This window comes from Arthrobacter sp. Soil_C_60, from assembly GCF_057656375.1.
Genome location: NZ_JBDGKM010000001.1, coordinates 472,131 through 497,096, shown reverse-complemented (window position 1 = coordinate 497,096; position 24,966 = coordinate 472,131). Strand labels below are relative to the sequence as shown.

Below are 24,966 nucleotides of genomic sequence, written 5' to 3'. Positions count from 1 at the left end.
GTCCAGTCTAGGGTTTCGCCGTCGGGCTTTGCGTCCTCTGGACTCTGTATGAAGCCGCCGGACGGAACTGGCCGGCAAGCCCCAGGCCAATGATCAGCAGCAGCGGCAGGATCCAGCCGGACCAGCCCAGCACGCCGGCGTGGAAAGTGGAGAATCCGGAGCCGGCCATGACGAAGACGAACATCAGTCCGGCGGACGCGTTGAGAGCGCCGTGGGCCAGCGCGGCCGGCCAGACCGAATCCGAGCCCAGCCGCAGCCAGGCGAAGACGCCGCCGAACACCATGCACATGCCGCACATGGCCAGGACGCCCAGCCAGCCGGGGCCGTCCGGGTAGTTGTAGCCGAGCAGGATCAGCGGGGCATGCCACAACCCCCAGACGACGCCGGAAACCACGATCGCCGCCGGCGCGCCGAGCGGCATCAGCCGCGGCAGCAGCCAGCCTCGCCAGCCGAGCTCTTCGCCAAGCGCCGGCACCGTGTTGATGATGGTCCCGATGAAGATGTTAATGAACTGAGCGGCCACCAGGATGCCGATGGGAATGGCCGGCATCGGCGCGCCGACGGCCTCGGTCTGCTCGCGGAGAGCGGCTTCGAATCCGGAGAAGTTCTCGAAGTCAGCCGGATAAACGCCCAGCCAGGCCCCGACGACCAGTGCCCCCATCACAAGGACAACCGGGACCACCAGTCCCAGGCCCGAGTAGAGCAGGAAGCGTCCCACCGGGCGCACCTGGACGAGTCCGAGTTCCCGCGGAATGGAGGCCGGCCGGTCCACGAATCGGCTCACGATCAGCGCGGCGACCGCAGGCGTGAACATCATCAGTACCGCATAAACCCCGAAAAGCGGATCCCGCAGTCCGCCGCCAAGCCACAGCGGCAACGCCGCCAGCCACGCGAGCGCATACGCGAGCACAATGAAGGAAATGACCGGACGCCAGTTAACCGCTGCCATAGGGCCAGCGTAATAGCTTAGGAAACCTGTGCCGGGTCCCAGCTGAGCGAACGTGCCGAATCGATGGTGGCCTGTCCCAGCACGCGGGTGCCCTGGTACAGCACCATGGTCTGCCCCGGCGCCACGCCGCGCATCGGCTCCACCAGCGTTACCACCAGCTCCGGCCGGCCGTCGTCGGCGGGCTGCACCTGCGCGTGGGCTGCAACCGGGTCACCATGGGCGCGTACCTGCACCATGCAGTCGAACTCGGTCTGCGACTCGACCTCGGCGATGGGGACGCCGGCCCAGGAGACCTTGATGCCGCGCATCTGGTCCACGGCCAGCAGCGCTTCGGGGCCAACCACAACCTTGTTTTCCTTCGGTCGGATCTCCAGCACGAAGCGGGGCTTGCCGTCCGCTGCCGGTCGGCCCAGCTTCAGGCCGCGGCGCTGGCCCACGGTGAAGGCGTTGGCGCCGTCGTGCTCCCCGACCACTTCGCCGGTCTGGTCCACGATCTGCCCGGTTTCCATCTCGATCTTCTCGGCCAGCCAGCCGCGCGTATCGCCGTCGGAAATAAAGCAGATATCGTGGCTGTCCGGCTTGTTGGCCACGGAAAGCCCGCGCCGCTCGGCCTCGGCCCGGACCTCGGCCTTGGACGGGGTCTCGGCCAGCGGGAACATGGAATGCTTGAGCTGCTCGTGGGTGAGCACGCCGAGAACGTAGGACTGGTCCTTGGCCCAGTCGGCGGCCCGGTGCAGTTCCCGGTTGCCGTCCGCATCCTCGATCACCTTGGCGTAGTGGCCCGTACAGACGGCGTCGAAGCCCAGCGCGAGCGCCTTCTCCAGCAGCGCGGCAAACTTGATCCGCTCGTTGCAGCGCATGCAGGGGTTCGGCGTGCGGCCGGCAGCATACTCGGCGATGAAGTCATCCACCACGTCTTCCTTGAACCGCTCGGAGAAGTCCCAGACGTAGTACGGAATGCCCAGAATGTCGCAGGCCCGCCAGGCGTCGCGGGAGTCCTCGATGGTGCAGCAGCCGCGGCTGCCGGTACGCAGCGTGCCGGGCATGCGGGACAGCGCCAGATGGACTCCGACCACATCGTGGCCGGCTTCCACCGCGCGCGCTGCTGCCACGGCGGAGTCGACTCCGCCGCTCATCGCTGCCAATACCTTCATGAAAAATCCTTATGTGTTGTGTTCAAATCAGTTGCCCCAAGCCCCGGCGGACTCCAAGGCGCTCCGGCGGCATTGCTATTGCCAGCGCTCGGTGCCGGCCGTGACGATGCTGGACATGTGCCCGGCCATGCCGGCTTTTTTGGCCCGTGCGTAGGCGTCCGGCAGCACCTTCAACAATGCATCAACGTCTTCGGCGGTCGATGTATGCCCGAGGCTGAACCGTTGGGCGCCGCGCGCTTCGTTTTCGTCGAGCCCCATGGCCAGCAGCACGTGCGAGGGCCGCGGCACACCGGCGGTGCAGGCGGAGCCTGTCGAGGACTCCACCCCGGCCAGATCCAGCAGGAACAGCAGGGAGTCGCCTTCGCAGCCGGGGAAGGTGAAATGCGCATTGCCGGGCAGCCGCTTGCCCTCCAGCTGCGGATCCGGCGTGCCGCGCAGCACCGCCTCGGGAACTGCACTAACGACGCCGGCAATCAGCTTCTCGCGTAGTCTCGCCAAACGTTCGCTTTCCTCGCCCAGATTCCCGACGGCGGCCTCCGCCGCCGCGGCAAACGCAGCGATGGCGGGGGTATCCAGGGTGCCGGAGCGGATGTCCCGTTCCTGCCCTCCGCCGTGCTGGACCGGCGTCAGCTTGACGCTGCGCCCCACCAGCAGGGCGCCCACGCCCACCGGTCCGCCGATCTTGTGCCCGCTGATGGCCATGGTGTCCAGTCCGGACTCTTTGAAGGAAACCGGCAGGGAGCCGAAGGCCTGGACCGCGTCGGAATGGACGGGGATCCCATGGGCGTGCGACGCCTCGACAATCCCGGCGATGGGCTGGACCGAGCCCACCTCGTTGTTGGCCCACATGACCGTAACCAGCGCCACGGAGGAGGCATCGGCGTCGAGCTCAGCCTGCAGGGCCGGCAGCGAAACGACTCCGAATTCGTCGACCGGCAGCCACACGATTTCCGCGTCCTCGTGGGCGGCCAGCCATTCAACGGTATCCAGCACCGCGTGGTGCTCAACCGGGGAGCAGATGATCTTCCGGCGGCCGGGGTCCGCGTCGTGCCGGGCCCAGTAGAGGCCCTTGACCGCGAGGTTGTCCGCTTCGGTGCCGCCGGAGGTGAAAATGATCTCGCTCGCATGCGCGCCGGCGGCCGTTGCCAGGGCTTCGCGGGCATCTTCAACCACCCTGCGGGCACGGCGGCCGGAGCCGTGCAGCGAGGAAGGATTGCCGCTGCGGCTGAGTTCAGTGGTGAGTGCGGCCAGGGCCTGCGCCGAAATGGGCGTGGTCGCCGCGTGGTCTAGATACACGGGCACACCAGAATTCTACCGGTCGCACGAAGAGTTCACGAAAATCGGCTCCATTGACTTCCATCAGCACCCTTTCTAAAGTCATAAATACCCGTTTTAGAGCAGAAGCAATCCGGAGCCAGTACCGCACACCACGCAGTCAAGGAGCGCCATCATGGGGACCACATCAATCGTTATTGCGGGTGCGGGCCTGGCCGGCGCCACAGCCGCGGAAACCCTGCGCAGCGAAGGCTTCACCGGCGATATCGCGCTGGTCGGCGCCGAGCCCCACGAACCGTACATCCGGCCGCCGCTGTCCAAGGCCTACCTGGCCGGGAACGAGGACGCTTCCGCCGCCCTGGTCAAGGACCCCGGCTGGTACGCGGAGAACAAGGTTGATCTGCGGCAGCAGACATCAGTGGAGTCCCTCGATCCGGCCGGCCATTCCGTGACTCTGGCCGACGGCACGAATCTCGGCTACGGGCAGTTGCTGCTGGCTACCGGCGCTTCATCCCGCCGGCTGGATATCCCCGGCGCGGACCTGGAAGGCATCCATTACCTGCGCTCCCTCGAAGAGAGCAGCGCGCTGCACTCCGCGCTGGCCAGAGGCGGCAAGAAGCTCGTGGTCATCGGACTTGGCTGGATCGGCATGGAAGTCGGCGCGACGGCCCGGCAGCTGGGCAACGACGTAACGCTCGTCGGGCCCGAGGATGTACCGCTGGGCCATACATTGGGCGCTCTCATCGGCAACCAGTTCGCGGACCGGCACCGGCGGGAAGGCGTCATTATCCGTACCGGCATGACGCCGCTGGAGTTCACCGGCGGGGAGGGCAGAGTGGAGGAAGTAGTCCTTGAGGGCGGCGAGCGCCTGCCCGCGGACCTGGTGCTCGTTGCCATCGGAGCCGTCCCGAACACCGCTCTGGCCAAGGCGGCCGGGCTGGCCGTGACCAACGGTATCGATACCGACCAGAGCCTGCGCACTTCCGCAGCGGACGTGTTCGCCGCCGGGGATGTCGCCAACGCCTATCATCCGGCGCTCGGCCGCCCGTTGCGCAGCGAACACTGGGCCAACGCGATCGCCCAGGGCAAGACGGCGGCGCGGGTGATGCTGGGCCAGGATGCGGTCAACGATGACATTCCCTACTTCTACACCGACCAGTTCGATATCGGCATGGAGTATTCCGGCTACTTCCCCTGGGCCACGGCCGAACCGGTCATCCGCGGCGACCTGGACGCCATGGAGTTCATTGCGTTCTGGTTGCGCGAAGGGCGGGTGGTGGCTGGTATGAATGTAAATGTCTGGGATGTGCAGGACGACATCCAGGACCTGATCCGCTCCGGCCGCCCCGTTGAAGCGGTGGACCTATCCAACACTGCCAAGGAGCTGAAGAGCCTGTGACGGAAACTGCGCTACCCGGCATTTACCTGCCGACCCTCGATCATCCGGTCCACACCTTCGGCGACCGGAAGATCGATTTCAACAGCCGGGTAGCGCTGATGGCCATCATCAACCGCACGCCCGATTCCTTTTACGACGGCGGCCGGACGTTTGAGCTGGAGACGGCGGTGGACGCGTGCCTGGAGGCAGTTAACGACGGCGCCGACTGGGTTGACATCGGCGGCGTTCCGTTTGCGCCGGGGCCGGCTTTGGGTGCAGCCGAAGAGGCCGAGCGGATCGTACCGGTCATTGAGGCCGTCCGTGCGCAGTCCAACGTCATCATTTCGGCCGACACATTCCTGCCCGAGGTAGCAGAGGCCAGCATTAAGGCCGGCGCCAACGTCATCAATGACACCACCGGGCTGCAGAACAAAGACCTCGCCGCCGCCGTAGCCGCCGGCGGCGCCCACCTGGTCATCACGCATTCGCTGGCGGCGCCGCGTACCGTCTATCCGCGTCCCCGCTACAACGACGTCGTCGTTGAAATTGCGGACTTCCTGCGTCGCAAGGTGGACCTTGCCGTGGAGTTGGGCATCGCCCCCGAGAAAATCGTTATCGACCCGGGCCATGACCTGAACAAGAACACCCTGCACTCGCTGGAAATCACCCGCCGCTTCCAGGAAATAGCCGCACTCGGTTTCCCTGCGCTTGCCGCCGTGTCGAACAAGGACTTCATCGGCGAGACGCTGGACCAGCCCAAGCAGGACCGCTTGTCCGGATCCATCGCTGCCGCCGTCATGTGCATTATGAACGGGGCCAGAATCGTCCGGATGCATAACGTCGCCGAAGCCAACGCAGCCGTGCGCTTTACCGAAGCTGCGCTCGGCTGGCGCGAACCGGCATATCTGAAACACAACATGGGCGAGTTCAACGAACCGTCGCAGCCGTGACCGAAGGGAAGAATTTATGACGGACGGCTCAGCGACCCGGACTGCTGCACCGCTTGCCTCCATCAACCGGATCTTTCCGGAGGCAGCCGCGGATGCCACCGACGAGCAGCTGCTGCAGTGGTACGGCGAACTGCCGCACAACGGGCCCTGGGTGCGCTTCAATTTTGTCTCCAGCCTCGACGGTGCCGCCACCCACGAGGGCAGGTCCGGCCCCCTGGGCAATGAGGTGGACCAGCACGTTTTCTCGCTGCTGCGCCGGCTTGCCGACGTCATCCTCATCGGAGCCGGCACCATCCGTGCCGAGGGATACGGCGGAGAACTGCTCTCGGCCGAGAGCCGGCAGTGGCGGATAGAACACGGCATGCCGGCCCGCCCTGCGTTCGCCGTCGTTTCCGGTTCGCTGAACCTGGACCCGGACAGCGAACTGTTTGTCCAGGCACCGGTCCGTCCGCTGCTGCTCACCACGGCCAGGGCTGATGCCGGCCGCCGGCGCGCACTGGAAGACGTTGCGGAGATCGTCGACGCCGGGGACCAGTGGGTGGAACCGGCCAGGATCGTCGAGATCCTGACCTCCAGGGGCCTGACCCAGATACACAGCGAAGGCGGGCCGACCCTCCTTGGCTCCTTCGAAGCCGCCGGGCTGGTCGACGAACTGTGCCTGACCATGAGTCCCATCCTGGCCGGGGGAACCGGCAAACGGGTGGCCGACCATGTGGCCGAACATGCACCGCAGGCCATGAGGCTGGCCCATATCCTCGAGTCGGACTCGATGCTGCTGCTGCGCTACCTCTCCGTGGCTGCCGCTTCCCAGCGTTGAGCCGCTGCCGGAGCAGCAACGCCAGCCGGAACCCGGTCCGCCTCCGGTTCGTTGAAATTCCGACAGAGCGAAGGCCCCGGCGCTAGACTTGCGTTCGGAACAGCGGCGATTTCGGTCGACTACAGGAAAGGCGGCAGGTGACTCCCCCATCCCACTATGAAACCCTGGGGCTGCCTGCCAATGCCACCGCACAGCAGATCAAGGCGGCCTACCGCCGCGCCGCACGTGCCACCCATCCGGACCACGGCGGCGACCCCTCGGCGTTCCGCCAGGTGACTCTCGCCTACGAAGTGCTCAGCAACCCGCAGACCCGGGCCCGGTACGACCGGTCTTATGGGACGGCGTCGGTTCCCAATGCGCCCACGGACAGTGAAGAGGCCTTTGCCGCCGGGTCCAATTTCACCACTGCCCCGCACCGCCGTCCCGGCGAACGGCGCGCGGCCGCCGCAGACCCGGCCGTTTATGTTCCGTCCTATGACTCGACCGAGGCGTCAAGCCTGGTGCCGCTGTCGCTGGCTGGTCAGCAGATCCACGGGGCACCGCGGAAACGCGGCGTCTTCGGCGCGGCATCACGGCTGCAGCGGGAAGCCCGGACGGTCCGGCTGCTGTCCCAGCAGATCCTGCCCGAGATGCCCTCTGCCCGCCTGGTCAACGGCCTCCACTCCCCCGCTGACCGCGGTTTCATCGACCATGCCCTGCTGGCCGGCTACCGGCTGGCCCTGATTGATTCCATGCTGCTGCCCAAAGGGATCTTCCGGTGGGACGGCTACACCCTGCGCAAGGACGGTCGCGTTGTCGAACCGCCCCAGCTGGTGCCCGCGGTCCGGCGCATGCAGGACCTCTTTCCGGAGCTGAATGTGCAGGGCTGGACAGTTATCCATTCGCCGGACGGCAACCTGCACGAACCCGTGGTCGACTACGCGCGCGGCTACGATCCCCACTCGCATGCCCCGGTCCATGTGGTGAACGCCGCCCGGCTGATCCGCGAGCTGAAAAAGTTCCTGGGCAGCGGCCCCGCTCCCAATACCGTGCATGTCCCCTCGCTGGGACGCCTGCTCTCCGGCATGCACAAATAACCCTTGACGCCGCGGCGTGCATAGGATGGAGAGCGTGTTCCGCATTCTCTTCTATACCCCTGAAATCCCGGGCAACACGGGAAACGCCATCCGCCTGGCCGCGATTACCGGCGCCGAACTGCATCTAGTGGAACCGCTCGGCTTCTCCTTCGACGACGCCAAGCTTCGCCGCGCCGGACTGGATTACCACGACCTGGCCGTGGTCCATGTTCACAAGTCGCTGCAGGCTGCCTGGGTCGCTCTACGGCCCGAACGTGTCTACGCATTTACGTCCGACGGCGAACAGGCCTACACGGAGATCGCCTACGCGCCCGGCGACGTGCTGCTTTTCGGCCCCGAATCGGTGGGGCTGCCCGAGGACGTCAAGCACGATCCCCACGTCACCGCCCGCCTGCGCCTGCCCATGCGGCCGACGCTGCGCTCGTTGAACCTCGCCAACTCGGCGTCCATCGCCATCTATGAGGCCTGGCGGCAGCATGGTTTCGCCGGCGCCCAGCTCTAAGACGTCATCCCCATTCACCCCGCCGCCCTTCTGAAGGACGCGGCACTATGCTAAGGACTTATGGAAACGCCACTGCCCCGAGACGACAAGGCCTCTTCATCTACTCCGGATTACGAGCCTGACTACGAACCCGAGCAGAACGCACCGGAAACCGGCGCTTCCGAGGACCCGTCGGTGCTGCACGCAGACCAGCTCACGGCGGAAGACGATATTCCGGCGCGCAGGCCGATGCCGGCCGCGACCAAGTGGATCCTCGTAGCTGTCGCCGTCGTTGTTTTGATTATCGGGGCTATCGCCGCCGTGCAGACTCTGGGCCGCTCGGCCGAGCAGGATGTCCTCGATGCGTCGGACGTAGTCACCGCCACCGTGGAAGGCGACGACGGCGCCAGTGCCGACGTCGCAGTGTCCACCGACAGGAATGCCGCGGTCCTGACGTTCCGGAACTTATCTGCCGCCGGCGACGGCCAGATTTACCAGCTTTGGAAAATCCCGGCGAACGGGTCAGCACCGCAGTCAGTGGGTGCGCTCAGCAGCGAAAACGTCTCCGGCGAGGAACCTGTCATCATCGAAAATGTGATCGGTTTCAATGAGGTTGCCTTGACCTTGGAGGCCCGTGGAGGCGCGCAGTCGCCGACGCCGCCGTTCACGCTGTCCGTCCCGCTGGACCAGTAGCTTTCCGAGGGCCCTTCGCCGCGCGTTGCCTGGCAAGGGCCCTCGGAGCGCTAGAAACCGGCAATCGTGGCCGGGGTATTGATACCGACTACGTGGAACGCCTCGGCACTGCGGCCTTCCTCCAGACCGCCACGGCGCGCGTTGGTACGCAGCATCGAGCGGACCCTGGCATCCATCCGCTCCACGTCCGGGTGCTGGCTCGCGTGGATCCGGATAGCTTGCACCTTGGTGTCGACAAACTCGGTGATATCGACAAAATGGTTCTCCCGCTCGGCTGGCCCACCGAAGAACCAGAGATACGGCACTTTGTAGGCGGGCAGGCCTGCTTCGGCAAGTTCCGGATAGGCAAACGGATTCTCCACCGCGGGATAGACCGCACGGGTAACCGCCTCACCGCACGCCAAGTGGTCCGGATGGCTCTTCTGGATCCGGTCCCAGGCACGTTCCGGGTGCATGGCGAGCACAATATCCGGACGGATTTTGCGCATCAGTTCCACCACCATGCCGACAACCTCGTAGCTCGGCTCCAGAAAACCGTCGCGCTGGTGGAGGAAATGCAGGTCCGACACGCCGCAGATCCGTGCAGCCTCGGCCTGTTCGGCCGCGCGCATCGCCACGATTTCCGGCCGATGCGTCTCGTCGAATCCCCCAGCATCGCCGTCGGTCATGATGCAGTAGCTCACCTGCGTGCCGGCGGCGGTCCAGCGTGCAATGGTTCCGGCGGCGCCGAAATCCAGGTCGTCCGGATGGGCTGCGAAGACCAGGACCCGCTCAGGTGCGGTGACTGGCCCCTCGGCTTCCATGGGCAAAGCTGGCATATGTTTCCTCAACCCTTCCGCTGCGGATTTCCGCGGCTGTCTGCGGTCGCGCAGTGCTCAGCCGGTACAGCTTAGCTAACCATACCGGCGGCGTCCCCCGACTGGCGCCCTGGACCGGACCGGCTCGGAAATGACGTAAAAAGTACCGGCTGCGGAACCCTATGGAGGTTCCGCAGCCGGTCTGGTTCTTTTCTACAGGCCGCTTCAGCTTTCCGGGTTCTCGCCCACTGTTACATCGATGCTCTGCTCTTCGCCCCCGCGCAGCACTTTCAGCGTTACGGTGTCGCCCACGGGCTGCTCGCGGATGGCTGCCGTCAGTGAGAGGCTGTCCTCGATCACCCGTTCCCCGACCCCAGTGATGACATCTCCTTCGCGCAGTCCGGCCTTTTCGGCAGGAGACCCCCCGCTGACGCCGGCGACCTCAGCCCCGACGGAGAACTGGGTGCCCCCGCGCGAAGCCTCCGCAGCCTTGGCTGTGACCGTGACGCCTAGATAGCCGTGCGTTGCTTTGCCGTCGGCAATCAGGTCCTGGGCGATCCGCTCGGCATAGCTGCTCGGGATGGCGAAACCAACACCGATGCTCCCGCTGTCCTGGCTGGCGGATGCGATCGCAACATTTACGCCGATGACTTCCCCGTTGGTATTCACAAGGGCGCCGCCCGAATTGCCATGGTTGATGGCGGCGTCTGTCTGGATGACATTGAGGTAGATGCTGCCTTGTCCGGAGGACTGGTTGCCGGAATCCTCGGGGAACTGGAAGTTCCACTGGTCGCCGGGATTGGGGGCCGCCTCTTCCTCGGGTGCCTCGGGCACTTCCGAGGAAGACACGCTGATGGTCCGGCTCAGCGTCGAGATGATGCCGTCCGTCACCGTACCGCTCAGGCCGAGGGGCGCGCCGATGGCGATGGCGGTGTCCCCGACATTGAGCTCGCTTGAGTCGGCGAAGGAAGCAGGCGTCAGACCTTGCGCTTCAATCTTAATCACGGCCAGATCCGACAGCGGGTCCGTTCCCACGATGCTGGCCCGGTGGACCTTGCCGTCGCTGGTGCGGACCTCCACGTTCGGGTCCGCAGCCTGCCCGCCCAAAGTAACCACGTGCGTGTTGGTGAGGATGTGGCCTTCCTTATCGAGGATGATGCCCGAACCGGAACCGCCCGAATTACCCGAGGCGACGGAAATCGTCACGACGCTCGGGGATGCCTTGGCCGCGGCAGCAGTGATTTCGTTGACCGAGTCGGTGTTGTTAACGATCAGCTGCTCCGCTGAACCGGAGGCAACCGACGACGGCGGGACGTCACCCGCCAGCGACTGCGCGCCCACTGCGACTCCGCCGCCTGCGAGCCCGGCGAGGAGCATGCCGGCTACCAGCGTGCCGCTTCCGAAACGCTTCCTGGCTGCTCCCTTGGGTGTCTGGGTGCCCGTAGATGCAGTCGACGCGTAGTAAGGGGCGGAGCCATGCTGCCCGTAGCCGGCCTCCGATGATGCGTCGTCGGACTGGCCGTAACCGCCGGAATGACCGTAGGCGCTTTGCTGGCCGTAGGGATTGTGCCCGCCGTACTGATGCTGCTGTCCATAGGGGTTCTGCTGGCCGTATGGGCTGGCCTCGCTGTATCCGGTTTGCTGTGAAGCTGCACCGGGCTGCGTCCGGCTGCCGGAGTCCTCGTTGTTCGTTTCGCCGAACGTCCCGGATTGGGCATGGTCCGAACCATCCGGCCGGTGCCAGCCCGTAAGCGGCTCGGTCGGCTGCGATGACTGAGGAAGCGACTGAGTACGCGGATTCTGCTCAGAACCGGCTGGCTCTCCCCTATCCGGTTCGCCGGCTGGGGTGCGGTAATCAGCATTGACGTCCGCTGCAGCCGGTGGCTTCGCCGGCGGCGGCGGGACCTGGCGCCGGAAGGTGGCTTCCGGATCCTGGTTGTGCTCAGTCATAGTTTCCCTTTCCTTGGACTGTTACCACTATGCCTGCTCAATCTGAAACCCGGGCCGATATTCGCTGGAAGAAAACTGGGAATACGCCGAATGCCCCGTGAAGCATGAGTTCCGCTCCGGCTGGCACCACGGAATCAGTCCGGACGGGACATTGCGCTTCCGGCGTACCCGCTTCCGAGACGGTAGATTCGGGTGGACGCTCCCACTACCGCCCCATAGAATCAAAAACGGGGCGGATCAACGGTGCGCTCCGGTATCCGCCACGATATCAACCGGGCTTCCGGACGATACTGAAGGGTTCTACATGCGATCACTGCTCACTCGCTTGGGGGCCGCTGTTGGGCTCTCGGCGGTCTTCATGGCTCCGGCCGCGGCCAACGCCGAACCACCGGTGGAGATTCCGCCCGGCGAGTTTGTGATTGACGAGGCAGGCGTCCTTGGTGCTGAACAGGCCGAAGTGGAGGAAGCCGTTAGCAACCTGCGTGAAGAACATGGCCTGGGCTTGTACGTCGTCTACGTCGACGAGTTCGAGAACCCTTCCGATGCCAGCGCCTGGCTGGCGGAGACCGCAACTCAAAAGGGGTTGGGAAGTTCGGACAGCATGCTCGCCGTCGCAGTGGAATCACGGGTAGCCCACTTCCAGTCCGAGGGAGGGAATCCTGTTGCAGCAAGCGACCAGCAGATCTTCCAGTCGCTGAGCCCCGCGCTCGCTCAGAATGAATGGGCTGAAGCGGGCGTGCTGGCGGCAGAGGCCATTGCTGACGTGGCCTCCGGTGGCAGCGGAGATGTCGGATCTTCCTCCGGCGGCGGCTCGCTGGCGCCGGTGCTCTTGATGGGCGGCGTCGTCGCTGCGGGTGGCGTCGGTACCTATCTGTATGTGAAATCCAAACGGCGCAAGGGTGCAGGCCGCGGAGAACCACAGATCCAGCGTGGGCCGGATGGCAAACCGATTGATCCGCATGACGCGATGAGCGTCGAGGATCTGCGCAAGAAGGCCGGCAGCCTGCTGATTGCCGCCGATGACGCCATCAGGTCCAGCGAGCAGGAAGTCGGCTTTGCCATGGCCCAGTATGGCGAGACAGCCGTCAAGCCGTTCCACGAGGACATCACCGCGGCCAAAGCGCACATGATGGAGTCCTTCAAGCTCCAGCAGCAGCTCGATGACCACATTCCGGATACCGAGGAACAGCAGCGGGCGTGGCTTGGCGACATCATCCGTCGCTGCGAAGCGGTCAGCGCATCGCTCCAGGAACACAAGGAAGATTTCGACGCGCTGCGGGAACTGGAAAAGAACGCCCCCGGAGCCTTGGCCAGCGCCCGTGAAGCTGCCGAGGCAGCGCGTACGAGGTTGGATGCCGGCCGCGCCGACCTTGACCGGCTCCGTGAACGGTACGCGGACTCCGCACTTGAGCAGGTCCGCGACAACATCGATCAGGCGCAGGAACGGCTTGATTTTGTGGACAATGCTGCAACCACCGCGCAGGAGAAGCTCGACGCCGGAGACCGCAGCGCCGCGGTTGTCGCCGTCCGGGCGGCCGAAGAAAGCGTCTACCAAGCCAATGTCCTCCTCGATGCGATCGGCAAAACGTCCAAGGACCTGGACGCCGCGAGATCTGCCATGGAGAGCGCCATATCGGACACCGCGCAGGATCTTGCCCATGCCCGTGCCCTCATCGCCAACGGACAACATCCAGAGCTTGCAGGGCCGGTGGCCGAAGTCGAAACGGCGTTGGAAGGCATCCAACGTGAAATCGCCGGCGGCCGGATCGATCCGATCAGCATTGTCCAGCGCCTTGACGCGGCGAATTCACTGGACCGCTCGCTGACCGGCATCCGCGATGCCCAGGAACGCGCCCGCAGGGCACGCGAGTCGCTCCAACACACCATCATGTCCGCCCAGGCGCAGATCTCCGGAACCTCGGACTACATCCAGGCCAGGCGCGGCGGCGTCGGCAGTGAAGCCCGGACACGGCTGGCTGAAGCCGAACGCAACCTTGCCTACGCTCTGGAGATCGCCGATTCTGATCCCGAGCAAGCCCTCAACTATGCCCAGCAGGCCAATGCTCTAGCGCAGCAGGCCAGCCAGATGGCACAACAGGATGTAGATGGTTTCGGCGGCATGGGTGGTATGGGAGGCTTCGGCGGCGGCGGAATGTTCGGTGGCCGCGGCGGCGGCCTCGGCGGTGCCATCCTTGGCGGAATCCTGATCGACTCCATTCTGCATGGCGGCCATGGCGGCCACGGCGGCTTCGGCGGCGGCGGCGGTGGTGGTGACGTCTTCGGCGGCGGCGGCTTCGGCGGCTTCGGCGGCGGCGGTTTTGGCGACGGCGGAGGTGCCGGCGGCAACTTCTAACTGGATAAGAAACCGGGCAGCCCGAGGGGCTGTAGTCAAGAATCAGATAGCAGGACGAAAGGTATCACAGTGGTTAAGCAGTCAATCTTTGGCCGTATCGCACAGCTGGCAAAGGCGAACATCAACGCAGTTCTGGACCAGGCCGAAGACCCCCAGAAGATGCTGGACCAGATGGTCCGCGACTACTCGAACAACATTGCCGAGGCCGAGAGCGCCGTCGCCCAGACAATCGGGAACCTGCGCATGCTTCAGGACGATCACAACGAAGACATGGAAAACGCACGCAGCTGGGGCAACAAGGCCTTGGCTGCCAGCCGAAAGGCCGACGAGTACCGCGCCGCGGGCAATCCCGCCGATGCAGAAAAGTTCGACAATCTCGCCAAGGTCGCCATCCAGCGCCAGATCAGTGCCGAGAACGAGGCCAAGGGTGTCGAGCCCACCATCGCCTCCCAGAACGAGGTTGTCGAAAAGCTCAAGACCGGACTTAACCAGATGAAGGGCAAGCTGACCGAGCTGCAAAACAAGCGCAACGAGCTCGTCGCGCGCGCCCGTACGGCCGAGGCCCAGACCCAGGTGCACGACGCACTCAAGAGCATCGACATTATGGATCCGACCAGCGAAGTAGGACGGTTCGAGGAAAAGGTCCGGCGGGAAGAGGCGCGCGTCCGCGGCGCTCAGGAACTGGCTTCGTCGAGTCTGGATGCACAGTTTGAGAGTCTCGAGGACCTCGGAGAGCAAACCGAGATCGAAGCACGCTTGGCTGCCCTGAAGTCCGGCTCCAGCTCTGCCTCCATCGAGTCCGGCCAGTAACCAGCTAGCGGCGGCCTCACAGCGGCCGTTCCTGCACGTGGCTGTGGTGTGAAAGATGCGCCGCGGCCACGTATGGGCGGCATCCCGCTAGTGTGGAAAACCAGACTTAGGTCTTAATCCAAGAGGTCCCGACCGGATGTTTCCGGTCGGGACCTCTTCTTGGTTGCGGGGAGAGGATTTGAACCTCTGACCTCTGGGTTATGAGCCCAGCGAGCTACCGAACTGCTCCACCCCGCGGCGCGGTCTTTACTCTACCGGCCGCGGGGTTGCTACGCAAATCGGCGGGGTCAGCCTAGGGTGCAGGGGCCGGCGTTTCCGCCGGGGCCTCTTCGCCGCCCTCGGCTGGAGCCTCACCCGATACAATGCCTTCAGCTTCGAGTGCATCCTGCAGTGCCCGGTTCAGCTTCTCCTGTGCTGCACCGTAAGCCGCGAAGTCGCCTTCTGCCAGAGCCGCCTCGCCCTCACGGATCGCGGCATTCGCCGCTTCGAGTGCCGCCCGCAGATTCGCCTCCGCGTTACCGCCGCCGCCTTCCGCAGGCGGGGCAGCCGGATCGTCCGGTGTCTCGCCGACGTTCCCGGCGTCGCCGGTCGTCGCGCCGGAGTCACCGCCGAAGACCTGGTCAAGGGCTTCGTCCAACGTGGGAGCGAAGCCGACAACTTCGCCGAAGCTGACGAGTACGCGGCGGAGCGTCGGGTAAGCAGAGCTGCCCGAGGACTGGACATATACCGGCTGGACGTACAGCATGCCGCCACCGACAGGCAGGCTAAGCAGGTTGCCCTTGAGCACTTCGGTAGCGCCCTGCTGCAACAGGTTCAGCTCAGTCGATACCGCTGTGTCCGAGTTGAACAGGTTCTGTGCCTGGCCCGGTGCGGGAACCGACAATGATCGTGGAATATCAAGCAGCCTCAGCGTGCCGTATTCCTCGCTCTTGACACCGTCCTCGCCGGTTCCGGCATCACCCTCGGCAGCGAGGAAGCCGTAGAGCACGTTTCGCGCTTCCTCACCGGCAGGAACGAACGGGATGAACGGCGTCGTCAATGAGAAAGCAGCGTTTTCCTGCTCGGGCATCTTCAGGGATAGGTAGAAGGGAGGCTGCTTGACGTCGGAATTTGCGCCCAGCGTCGGATCTGTCGGCACTGCCCAGGCGTCGCTATTGGTGTAGAACTTATCGACATCCGTCACGTGGTAACGGGCCAGGAGTTCACGCTGGACCTTGAAGAGGTCTTCAGGGTAGCGAACGTGGTCCATCAGGCTGGCTGACATTTCGCTGAAGGGCTTGAGCGTCGTCGGGAATACCTTCTGCCAGGCCTTGAGGATCGGATCCTGATCATCCCATGCATACAGGTCCACCGAACCGTCATAGGCATCGACGGTGGCCTTGACCGCATTGCGGATGTAGTTGACCTCTTCGGGCGGCAGAGCCACGCTTTGGCCGCCCGCGGTCGAAGAATCAGCAGTCGCGGACTGGAGCTGTTGCGGGGTCGAGTACGGGAAGTGCTTGCTGGTGGTGTAGCCGTCGACGATCCATTTGACCCGGCCGTCAATAACCGCCGGGTAAACATTTCCATCCACCGTCAGATACGGTGCGACCTTCTCCACCCGTTCCCGCGGATCGCGGTCATACAGGATCTGGGACTCGGAATTCACTTGGTCGGAGAGCATCAGGTCTGTGGACTGGAATTTCAGCGCGTAGACAAGGCGGTTGAAGGCATTGCCTACGCTGGGCCCGCCGTTGCCTTCGAACGTGTTACGGGACTCCGTCTCGGACTCCTCACTCTGCGGACGGTCGATCTCAATGGGACTGTCGCCTTCGGGTGCACCAACGATGGAGTACTCGGGAGATTGCTCGCCGAAGTAGATCCGCGGTTCATAGGCCTCTTCATCTCCCAGCACGCCGGTGGTCGGGATCCCGGACTGGATGAAGGTCGGCTTGCCATCGGGCTCAACGCTGGAACCAGCGGCGGCAACGACGCCGTAACCGTGGGTGTACAGGACATGCTCATTGACCCAGCCTGCAGGCACGCCCGCAGTGTTGAGCTCACGCACAGCGATAACGGTGTCCTGGATCTCGCCGTCGATCTCGTAGCGGTCCACGTTCAGGATTTCCGGGAACTGGTAGTACTGGCGGAACTGCTGCAGCTGGCTGAAGGCGTCCGAGACCAAGTTGGGATCGAGCAAGCGGATGTTCGCCGTTGTTTCGGCGTCCTGCCGCAGAGCACCGGCTTCGGCTTCAACCGTCGCGTTGTAGGTTGAGGTCTGGACCTCGTCGAGCCCGTAGGCCTGTCGTGTCAGGGAAATGTTGTGCTCGATGTATTCCGCTTCACGGCTCAGTTCGGACGGCTCGACCTGGAAGCGCTGAATAACCCAGGGGTATACGCCGCCGGCCAGAATCGCCGTAATGATCAGCATGGCCGTACCGATGATCGGCAGGCGCCAGCGACCCGAGACGACAGCAACGATGAACAGGATGGCCACAATGATGGCAGCCACTGCCAGAATCGCCTTGGTCGGGATGACGGCATTAACATCCGTGTAGAGCGCGCCGGTCCACTTGCCCGAGTCCGACTGCAGAGTGCTGTAGCGGTCCAGCCAGTAGTTCACACCCTGCAGGAGCAGGAACAGGCCGGCGAAGACGGCTACGTGGATACGGGCAGCGTTGGAAGCGAAAAAGCCCTTCTCCTCCAGCCGGATCCCGCCGTAGAGGTAATGGGTTAGCAGACCGGCGATGCCTGCGATCAGTACCACGCTGACCAGGAACCCCGTCAGGAATCCCAGGAAGGGCAGCGTGTTGGTGTAGAAGCTGTAGTCCAGGTTGAACTGGGGATCGGTTTGTCCGAAGGGTACCTGGTTGAAGAACAGCAGCACGGTCTGCCAGGCGGATGCCGCCGCGGTACCGGCGAAGCCGCCGAGCACAATCGGAATACCGATCATCAGCAGCTTGCGTACGGGCTCAAGCTGTTCCTGGTACCGGTTGAGATTATCTTGCAGGGCGCTGTCGGGCGCGTAGACCGGACGCGAACGGTAGGCGAGGCGCAGGCTCAGGTACACCGCGGCAGCCATAATCAGGAAGGCAATCAGGAAGATAGCGATTTTCGTGCCGTTTTCCTTCAGGAATACTTCCAGATAGCCAAGCTGGTTGTACCAAAGGATGTCCGCATAAATCTGCGAGAAGAACACGAACCCGACCACCAGCACGGCCACCACAATGAGGGTGGGTATCAGCGGGGAGCGTTTCCGTGTTAATTGGGTGGGCGCGGTTGGCCGGTCATCACGGGGCCGGTCTTGTCCGAATGTCACTCTTTACCTCATTGTCAGCGTGCGTTGTGCTTGACGGCGGATCCATGCCTATGCATGAGGCCCCTCCGTCTAAACCACGAATGAGCAGTCCGGGAGGTTCCGCTTTCCTTCCATTCTGCCTTGTGGGAACGCCACAACGAAGTCGGGAGCGACCGCGGCCGGCTTCTGACGCACGATTGTGACACGTCAGCCGCAGGCGGGAAGCGCTGACCCATCCTTGCCTTCACCGAGCAGGTTCACGGCTTCCACTGCGTCTTCGAGAGTTGCCACCTTGACCACCTGCATCCCATCGGGCACATTGCCGACAACATCGCCACAATTGGCCTCCGGAGCAAGGAAAACGGTCGCGCCGCGCTGATGCGCGCCATACATTTTCTGTTCAATGCCCCCGATCGGACCGACGTTTCCAGACGAATCGATGGTGCCGGTGCCGGCGACGTGCAGCCCCCCGGTCAGTTCGCCTGGCGTCAACTTGTCCACAATCCCCAAGGCAAACATCATGCCAGCGCTGGGCCCGACGACGTTTTCCAACTGAATTTTGACGTCGTACGGGAACTCGAAGTCGGTCTCCAGCAGGACGCCAAGCTGATAGGCCCCCTGGGCGTTCGCCTCCGGAGCGACCTGAACCGTCTCAGGCTCGCCGTCGCGAAGGACTTTGAGCTCCACGGGCTCGCCACCGCTGGCATTGAGCTCATCACGCAGAACATTGATGTCGGTAACCGCGGTGCCGTTGATGCTTTCGATGACGTCATCCGGCGCCAGCAGGTCTGCCGCAGCTGCACCCTCGGCGAAACCGACAACGGACAGGTCTTCCTCGAAGTCGACGCCCATGTGGCTCAAGGCTGCCGCAACGGACGTTTCCTGCGAAGAGTCCATGGCCGCGGCATTTCGGTTCTGGATCTGCTCGCCGGAGACACCCGGAGGGTACACGAGTTCTTCCGGCGTGACGCTCTTGCGCGGATCCAGCCAGGCGGAGGCTACTTCGAACAAACGCACAGAGCCACTGGGGCCGCCACTCATGTAGACAGTAGTCATATCCAATGCCCCTGAGGTGGGATATGTCTTTTGACCGGGAATCTCGATCAGCGGGACGTCATTTACAGCACCAATCGTGTTGAAAGTAGGACCGGGAGACTCCACGATGTACGGCGATGGCAGAGCCAACGCAAGCAGGCCAAGGACGACGGCGACGACGCCCGCGCCAATCATGACCGGATGCCGTCGGTTTTTTGGCTTGCGCGGCGTCGGCGGCGCTTGCTCCCCGAGGTCGGTCGGCTCAGTCAACTGTGGTTTCCTTCTCTCAGCGTCTCCCGCGGCATACTCCAGGCACAGCAGGAAGGGCACCGGTCAAACCGGAGCCCTGCACCAGACTACGCGCTTTGCCTGAGAGAACGCCCGAAATCCGTAGCGGTCCACTTGGACGCTTCACCGGGCGGCGAGACGGCGCTTCTCATTTGCCTAGAGCGAACCGGGCTCACCAAGCACGACATGGCGTGAAAACTAGCGGTAACGTGTATTCAGAAGCAACAATCCGGCGACGGCCCCAGGCCTTCTTCCAGGCCCGCATGCCCCAGCACACCCTCACAAGGACCGGTGGTATAGATGACCTCCAACCCATCCAACAGCGGCGACGATCCGAAGGATCCCCTGTCCGAAATGTTTGCCAAGCTTTTCGGCGCCGAGGGAGCCGGCATGGATCCCGCAGAAATAGCCAAGGCGGCAGGTCTGCCTTCCGATCCCAACGTCTTGGCGCAGATGATGCAGCAGGTCCAGGCGATGATGAGTGCCGGAAATGAAGGCCCGGTGAATTGGAAGCTTGCCCACGAGAGTGCGCGTAAGGTTGCAGCCTCGGACAGCGACCCCTCGGTTACTCCCGCCCAATCCCGCGAGGTGGACGAGGCCTTGCGACTGGCCGAGATGTGGCTGGATCCGGTTACGGATTTCGCCGGCACCGGGCTCATGGGCAGGGCGTGGTCGCGGGCCGAATGGGTTGAGGCGACACTGCCGACCTGGAAGCGGTTGACCGAACCGGTGGCCAACAGTATTGCTTTCGCGCTTACAAGTGCACTCTCCGAACAGGTGCCGGAGGACATGAAGGCGATGATGGGCGGGGCCCATTCGATGCTGCAGAACATGGGCGGCGCCCTGTTCGGTATGCAACTGGGACAGGCCGTCGGCGCTTTGTCCAAGGAGGTTGTCGGCTCCACGGATATCGGCATTCCCCTGGCAGAAGGCAAGATGGCGTTGTTGCCTGCCAACGTCAGGGCCTTCGGCGAGGGCCTGGACGTTCCCGAGTCGGAGATCCGGCTCTTCCTCGCCGTCCGGGAGGCGGCCCACGCCCGCTTGTTCACCCATGTTCCTTGGCTGGCAGGACACCTTCTGGGAGCAATCGAAGGCTATGCCCGAGGCATCCATATCGACATGTCGCGAATTGAAGAAGTAGCACGGGAAATCGATCCCACCGATCCCGAATCTATGCAGAATGCCCTGTCCCAGGGCGTGTTCATGCCGCAAAGGACACCGGAGCAAGACACGGCCTTGGTGAAGCTGGAGACGACTTTGGCGCTGGTCGAAGGCTGGGTCGATGAACTGACAGCCGCGGCCACGGTAAATCTGCCATCCGCGAGTGCGTTGCGGGAAACCGTGCGCCGACGCCGTGCAACGGGCGGACCTGCCGAGCATGCCTTTTCAGCTTTGGTCGGATTGGAATTGCGTCCCCGGCGGCTACGCGACGCGGCCGCACTCTGGGCGGCCTTGGCCGAGGAACGCGGCCTCGAAGGCCGGGACTCCATCTGGCATCACCCGGACCTGCTGCCGACATCGGAAGATCTGGACGATCCGGCAGGCTTCAGTTCCCGACGCCAATTGCTGGAAGCCTCGGATACGGAGGTCGACGAGGCCCTGCAAAAGCTGCTGGCGGGCGGGTTTGATGAGCCTACCAACGATGCTGATACGGATACCGGAGAGGATGAGAACGGCGACACCAAGGATGGGCGCCAGGACTCCTAGTCGTCCACATCATCGCCCAGTAAATCCCCGCCGCTGTCGCTAAGGCCCCGGCCCATCGCAAACGCTGCCCCATCCAGAAATGCCTTGGCCCGGGCAAGGTCCGGATATGGCTCGAGCACGCTCCAGAAATCCGGCCCGTGTCCGGCAACTACTAGGTGGGCCAGTTCGTGCAGTATCACATAATCGATGACCCATTGCGGCATGCCTTCGATCTTGTCCGAAATCCTGATGGTGCCGCGGGCCGGGGTACAGGATCCCCAGCGACCGTTCTGGTTGGACACCCAGCGGATGCTCTCCGGGCAAGGATTCCCAGAGATGTATCTGCCGGACAGCATGGTGGCCCTGTGCATAAGCGCTTCGTCACTGCGGACCTTTCGCTTGCCGACGTCGGCGTCCGATTTCGCCTCGAGACGGGCGACCATCCTGGCCACCCACTCACGTTCCTGGGCTGCTGTGAAGTGGCCGGGAATGGAAATAATCATTTCACCTTCGCGCCAGCCCGCAGATACCGTGCGCCGTCGCCGGTTGGAGCGCTTGACCACTACAGGTTTACCGTCGCTGGTGGTCAGCGCGGCCGGGCCGTCTCCTGCCCGTAAAGCTGTGCTCTTCTGTCCGTCCCGCATGGCAACGACGTTACCGTGAATGGGCCTGCGTCAGAATCGCACACCCACCGTACCTTCGATTCTGTGGATAACTCCTTTCCCGCCGCTGCCGGCATGCCAGCATGGAATCCCGGAACTTCGAAAAGGAGAGAAAGCTGTGGCGGAGTTGAAGATCAATCCCGGTTTGCGCCTGATCGAGCGCCGGGGCACAGTGCAGATTGGCCTGAGTTCCACCGGTCTGGTGCTCGAAGGCACCGGCCAAGGGGATCTGGAATTTTTGTACCGTCTGCGGACGGGTCTCGACGACACGGAACTGGAGCGCATTGCGGGGAACTGTGCCATCAGCCCGGAAAGGGCGCGGGCGTTGGTGGCGGCGCTGGAAAGTGTGCTGGTCGATCCACCGGCCAAGTCAGAACAACTCAGCGGCCTGCGCCTGGACCGTCTGACGCCCGATCGGGCCCACTGGTCCGCCGTGTACTCCGTCGACTCGTCGGCGCTGCTGGCGAACCGGGCGAGGGCAGCCGTGCATTTGATCGGGCTGGGGAGAACGGGCGGTGCTGTCGCCTGCGCTCTGGCCGCTGCGGGCGTCGGCACACTACTGCTGGAAGACCGGGCCAGTGTGGGGCCCGCCGACGTAGGATCGGGAGCGTTCAGATTGGCCGACGTCGGGCTGAACCGGGCGCAAGCTGTCCGGAAGATGATCCGCAACATTGACCCGACGGTTTCCACACACATCCTGTCCAACAGCATGGACCCGGAAGCCGCCGAGGGCCGCCCACGCTTCCTGAACCTCGTTATCTACACAGACCACGATGTGCCCAACGCACGCATCAGCCACGGCCTCTCCGAAGGGGATAATCCCCACCTGTCGCTGCTGCTTCGCGAGCGGGACGCGTTGATTGGCCCGCTGGTGGTACCCGGGCAATCGGCGTGCCTGGACTGCTTGGACCGGCATCACGCCCAAACAGATCCCGACTGGTATGAGTTGTGCTCGCAGGTACACGGCGCCGGCGCAGAAACCGGCGCCGTCGACGAAGTGGCCCAGTCCGTTGCCGCGGCGGGGCTGGCAAGCCTGCAGTCGCTGCTCTTTCTGGATGGCAGGAACCGCCCGGCAACCTGGTCGGCCGTCCTGCAGCTGCGTTCAGCCGATGGCGCCGTAGGCCGGCACGAGTACCGGCCTCACCCCGAGTGTGCCTGCCAGCTGCAGCCGGCGCTGCAGGACAGCTAGCGGTCCAAGGGACTCTGAGCCTAGTTAGTGGAAAGTATGCGCAGCACGTCTTCGCCATAGCGTTCCAATTTGGCGGGCCCTACACCGGCAAGACGCGAGAGTTCCTGCATGGACTGGGGACGCGCTTCGGCAATAGCCACCAGCGTCGCATCGGTGAACACGACGAAGGCCGGCACCGAAGCCTCCAGGGCGGTATCCTTGCGCCACTGCCGCAAAGCCTCGAAGGTCGATTCCTCATAGGTAGGCGGGCAGTTTTGGCAGCGGCCGACTTTGCGTTCGGCGCCTGAGCTGAGCAGAGTTCCGCACACGCGGCACACCGCGGGTGCCGCTTGCTTGCGGCGGGAAGGTTTGGCGCTTGTCCGGCTTTGCACGGAGGACGATGATTGCGGACGCAGCCCGTCCAGGAAGCGTGAAGGCTTCCGGTTGGCCCGGCCCCCGGGTGTACGCGCCAGGGACCAGGACAGGGCAAGATGCTCGCGTGCCCGCGTGATCCCGACGTAAAGCAGCCTGCGTTCTTCATCCACGGCGTCGTCCGTGTCGGCGAACGAGATCGGCATCAGGCCTTCGCTGAGTCCGACCAGGAACACGGCATCCCATTCCAGGCCCTTGGCCGAATGCAGCGAGGCCAGCGTGACGCCTTGGACAGTCGGCGCGTGCTGGGCTGCAGCACGCTCTTCCAACTCCGTAACGAGATCCTGCAGCGTAAACACACCACCGGCCGCGCTTCCGCGGGCCTTGTCCAATTCATCCGCCAGGGCCACAAGCGCGGCCAGGGACTCCCAGCGTTCGCGGACCGCACCGCCGGATTGAGGAGCCTGCGCGGTATAGCCAAGGTTTGCAAGGATGTCCCTGACCAGCTGCGGCACGGGATCGGTCCCTGCGGCCCGGGCGCCGGCGCGCAGCTGCAGCATCGCATCCCGGACTTCCTTCCGGCGGAAGAACCGCTCGCCGCCGCGCAATTGGTAGCCGATATCCGCCGAGGCCAGGGCCTGCTCGTAGGCTTCCGACTGGCCGTTTGTCCGGTACAGCACGGCGATCTGGCTTGCGGGTACGCCCTCGTTCAGAAGCGTCCGGATCTTTCCGGCTACCTGTGCGGCTTCGGCCTCGTCGTCGGCGCATTCCGTGAACGAAGGCTCCGGACCGGTAGGGCGCTGGGCGATGAGTTCGAGCGGGGCGGGCCAGGGATCGTTGCCGCCGCGCCGCGGCTGCTTGGTGCGCGCTGCAAGCAGCGAGTTGGCCAGGTTGACCACCTGCGGAGTCGATCTGTAGTCCCGCACCAGCTTGACCACTTCAGCCTCGGGGAACCTCTTGGTGAACTCCAGCAGATGCCGGGAAGTAGCACCGGTGAAGGAATAGATGGTCTGGCTGGCATCGCCAACCACGCACAACTCATCCCTGGGACCCAGCCACAGGTCCAGCAGCCGTTGCTGCAGCGGGGACACGTCCTGGTACTCATCCACGACAAAGTGCCGGTATTGGTCCCGCACGGTGGCGGCGACCTTGGCATCTTCCTGCAGGATGCCCACCGTGATCAGCAGGACATCTTCAAAATCGATGATATTGCGGTCGGTCTTGACGTCTTCGTAGGCCTGGAAGAGCCTGGAAATAGTCGTCAGATCGAAGCCTGCCGGTTCGACCCGGCCTGCCGCAGCCTTGAGGTAGGTATCCGGGGTCAGCATGGAAACCTTGGCCCACTCGATCTCCGCGGCCAGGTCGCGAATCGCGGCCCGGTCCGTGGTCAACCGCAGCCGCCGCGCGGATTCGGCAATGACCTGGGCTTTGTGGTCCAGCAATCCCGGCAACGGGCCGCCCACTGCGTGGGGCCAGAAGTACTGCAGCTGACGCAGCGCGGCAGCATGGAATGTTCGTGCCTGCACCCCGCCCACGCCCAGGTCCCGCAGCCGTGTACGCATTTCGGCCGCCGCACGGGCCGTGAAGGTCACGGCGAGCACCTGCTGCGGCTTGTAAACTCCCGAATGCACCCCATAGGCAATGCGGTGGGTGATGGCCCGGGTCTTGCCGGTGCCCGCACCGGCAAGCACGGACATGGGCCCGGTCAGCGTCGACGCAACGTGACGCTGCTCCTCGTCGAGCCCGCCGAGGATTCTGGCTTCGAGATTGTCAGTGACATCCACCGGTAGTTCCA

At 64.1% G+C, this 24,966-nt stretch carries 19 protein-coding genes and 1 tRNA gene; 10 read left to right on the top strand and 10 right to left on the bottom strand.

The features are described from left to right. Window positions 1–7: 7 nt before the first annotated feature. The 3 genes from AC3A4M_RS02430 to AC3A4M_RS02420 all read right to left on the bottom strand — a co-directional run bounded on the left by AC3A4M_RS02430 (window position 8) and on the right by AC3A4M_RS02420 (window position 3,405). Window positions 8–949: a CPBP family intramembrane glutamic endopeptidase gene (locus AC3A4M_RS02430; RefSeq protein ID WP_498733723.1), complete on the bottom strand. Its 942-nt coding sequence runs from the start codon at window positions 947–949 to the stop codon at window positions 8–10. A gap of 17 nt (window positions 950–966) precedes the next feature. Beyond that, a complete protein-coding gene (gene mnmA, locus AC3A4M_RS02425) occupies window positions 967–2,103 on the bottom strand; it encodes a tRNA 2-thiouridine(34) synthase MnmA (RefSeq protein ID WP_498731301.1) in 1,137 nt (378 codons plus the stop codon). A 75-nt stretch (window positions 2,104–2,178) separates the two neighbouring features. After that, window positions 2,179–3,405, bottom strand: coding sequence for a cysteine desulfurase family protein (locus AC3A4M_RS02420; protein WP_498733720.1), 1,227 nt, complete (start codon window positions 3,403–3,405; stop codon window positions 2,179–2,181). 148 nt (window positions 3,406–3,553) lie between these two features. Between AC3A4M_RS02420 and AC3A4M_RS02415 the strand changes: the two genes are divergently transcribed. The 6 genes from AC3A4M_RS02415 to AC3A4M_RS02390 all read left to right on the top strand — a co-directional run bounded on the left by AC3A4M_RS02415 (window position 3,554) and on the right by AC3A4M_RS02390 (window position 8,773). Further along, the gene (locus AC3A4M_RS02415) at window positions 3,554–4,777 is read left to right on the top strand and encodes an NAD(P)/FAD-dependent oxidoreductase (RefSeq protein ID WP_498733718.1); all 1,224 of its coding nucleotides are present in this window, start codon (window positions 3,554–3,556) and stop codon (window positions 4,775–4,777) included. Then, window positions 4,774–5,706 (top strand): dihydropteroate synthase, encoded by a 933-nt coding sequence (gene folP / locus AC3A4M_RS02410; protein WP_498733717.1) that lies wholly within the window; start codon window positions 4,774–4,776, stop codon window positions 5,704–5,706. The genes AC3A4M_RS02415 and folP overlap by 4 nt, the downstream gene beginning before the upstream one ends. Before the next feature lie 16 nt (window positions 5,707–5,722). After that, window positions 5,723–6,523: a pyrimidine reductase family protein gene (locus AC3A4M_RS02405; RefSeq protein ID WP_498733715.1), complete on the top strand. Its 801-nt coding sequence runs from the start codon at window positions 5,723–5,725 to the stop codon at window positions 6,521–6,523. Window positions 6,524–6,660: 137 nt separating this feature from the next. After that, window positions 6,661–7,599 (top strand): J domain-containing protein, encoded by a 939-nt coding sequence (locus tag AC3A4M_RS02400; RefSeq protein ID WP_498733713.1) that lies wholly within the window; start codon window positions 6,661–6,663, stop codon window positions 7,597–7,599. 34 nt (window positions 7,600–7,633) lie between these two features. After that, entirely contained in the window at window positions 7,634–8,101 is a 468-nt protein-coding gene (locus AC3A4M_RS02395; protein ID WP_498733712.1) for a tRNA (cytidine(34)-2'-O)-methyltransferase, read from the top strand. Window positions 8,102–8,161: 60 nt separating this feature from the next. Continuing rightward, window positions 8,162–8,773, top strand: coding sequence for an anti-sigma factor (locus AC3A4M_RS02390; protein WP_498733710.1), 612 nt, complete (start codon window positions 8,162–8,164; stop codon window positions 8,771–8,773). Window positions 8,774–8,823: 50 nt separating this feature from the next. Here AC3A4M_RS02390 and AC3A4M_RS02385 read toward each other — a convergent pair whose 3' ends face one another. After that, complete coding sequence (locus AC3A4M_RS02385; RefSeq protein WP_498733708.1) at window positions 8,824–9,591, bottom strand: PIG-L deacetylase family protein; 768 nt, start codon at window positions 9,589–9,591, stop codon at window positions 8,824–8,826. Between the two features lie 204 nt (window positions 9,592–9,795). Continuing rightward, the gene (locus tag AC3A4M_RS02380; RefSeq protein ID WP_498733705.1) at window positions 9,796–11,520 is read right to left on the bottom strand and encodes a S1C family serine protease; all 1,725 of its coding nucleotides are present in this window, start codon (window positions 11,518–11,520) and stop codon (window positions 9,796–9,798) included. A gap of 304 nt (window positions 11,521–11,824) precedes the next feature. On the opposite strand from AC3A4M_RS02380, the gene AC3A4M_RS02375 reads away from it, so the two are divergent. Both AC3A4M_RS02375 and AC3A4M_RS02370 read left to right on the top strand, forming a co-directional pair. Next, window positions 11,825–13,873 carry a TPM domain-containing protein gene (locus tag AC3A4M_RS02375; protein WP_498733703.1) on the top strand — a complete coding sequence of 683 codons (2,049 nt, stop codon included), beginning with the start codon at window positions 11,825–11,827 and terminating at the stop codon, window positions 13,871–13,873. A gap of 69 nt (window positions 13,874–13,942) precedes the next feature. Then, window positions 13,943–14,683, top strand: coding sequence for a PspA/IM30 family protein (locus AC3A4M_RS02370; RefSeq protein WP_074701538.1), 741 nt, complete (start codon window positions 13,943–13,945; stop codon window positions 14,681–14,683). Window positions 14,684–14,843: 160 nt separating this feature from the next. Here AC3A4M_RS02370 and AC3A4M_RS02365 read toward each other — a convergent pair. The 3 genes from AC3A4M_RS02365 to AC3A4M_RS02355 all read right to left on the bottom strand — a co-directional run bounded on the left by AC3A4M_RS02365 (window position 14,844) and on the right by AC3A4M_RS02355 (window position 19,265). Then, window positions 14,844–14,920 (bottom strand) — tRNA-Met (locus AC3A4M_RS02365). Window positions 14,921–14,975: 55 nt separating this feature from the next. Then, complete coding sequence (locus AC3A4M_RS02360) at window positions 14,976–17,981, bottom strand: UPF0182 family membrane protein (RefSeq protein ID WP_498733700.1); 3,006 nt, start codon at window positions 17,979–17,981, stop codon at window positions 14,976–14,978. A gap of 186 nt (window positions 17,982–18,167) precedes the next feature. Then, on the bottom strand, window positions 18,168–19,265 hold the full coding sequence (locus tag AC3A4M_RS02355) for a YlbL family protein (protein ID WP_498733698.1): 1,098 nt from the start codon (window positions 19,263–19,265) through the stop codon (window positions 18,168–18,170). 318 nt (window positions 19,266–19,583) lie between these two features. Here AC3A4M_RS02355 and AC3A4M_RS02350 point away from each other — a divergent pair, with 318 nt between their 5' ends. Beyond that, window positions 19,584–20,990, top strand: coding sequence for a zinc-dependent metalloprotease (locus AC3A4M_RS02350; protein ID WP_498733696.1), 1,407 nt, complete (start codon window positions 19,584–19,586; stop codon window positions 20,988–20,990). Here the strand turns inward: AC3A4M_RS02350 and AC3A4M_RS02345 are convergent. Continuing rightward, window positions 20,987–21,613, bottom strand: a complete 627-nt coding sequence (locus AC3A4M_RS02345; protein ID WP_498733695.1) for a M48 metallopeptidase family protein — start codon at window positions 21,611–21,613, stop codon at window positions 20,987–20,989. The two genes, AC3A4M_RS02350 and AC3A4M_RS02345, sit on opposite strands and share 4 nt — an antisense overlap. 136 nt (window positions 21,614–21,749) lie before the next feature. Here AC3A4M_RS02345 and AC3A4M_RS02340 point away from each other — a divergent pair, with 136 nt between their 5' ends. Beyond that, window positions 21,750–22,820: a TOMM precursor leader peptide-binding protein gene (locus AC3A4M_RS02340; RefSeq protein ID WP_498733693.1), complete on the top strand. Its 1,071-nt coding sequence runs from the start codon at window positions 21,750–21,752 to the stop codon at window positions 22,818–22,820. 20 nt (window positions 22,821–22,840) lie between these two features. On the opposite strand, the gene AC3A4M_RS02335 is transcribed toward AC3A4M_RS02340, so the two are convergent. Then, window positions 22,841–24,955 carry an ATP-dependent DNA helicase UvrD2 gene (locus tag AC3A4M_RS02335; protein ID WP_498733691.1) on the bottom strand — a complete coding sequence of 705 codons (2,115 nt, stop codon included), beginning with the start codon at window positions 24,953–24,955 and terminating at the stop codon, window positions 22,841–22,843. Between the last annotated feature and the right edge of the window lie 11 nt (window positions 24,956–24,966).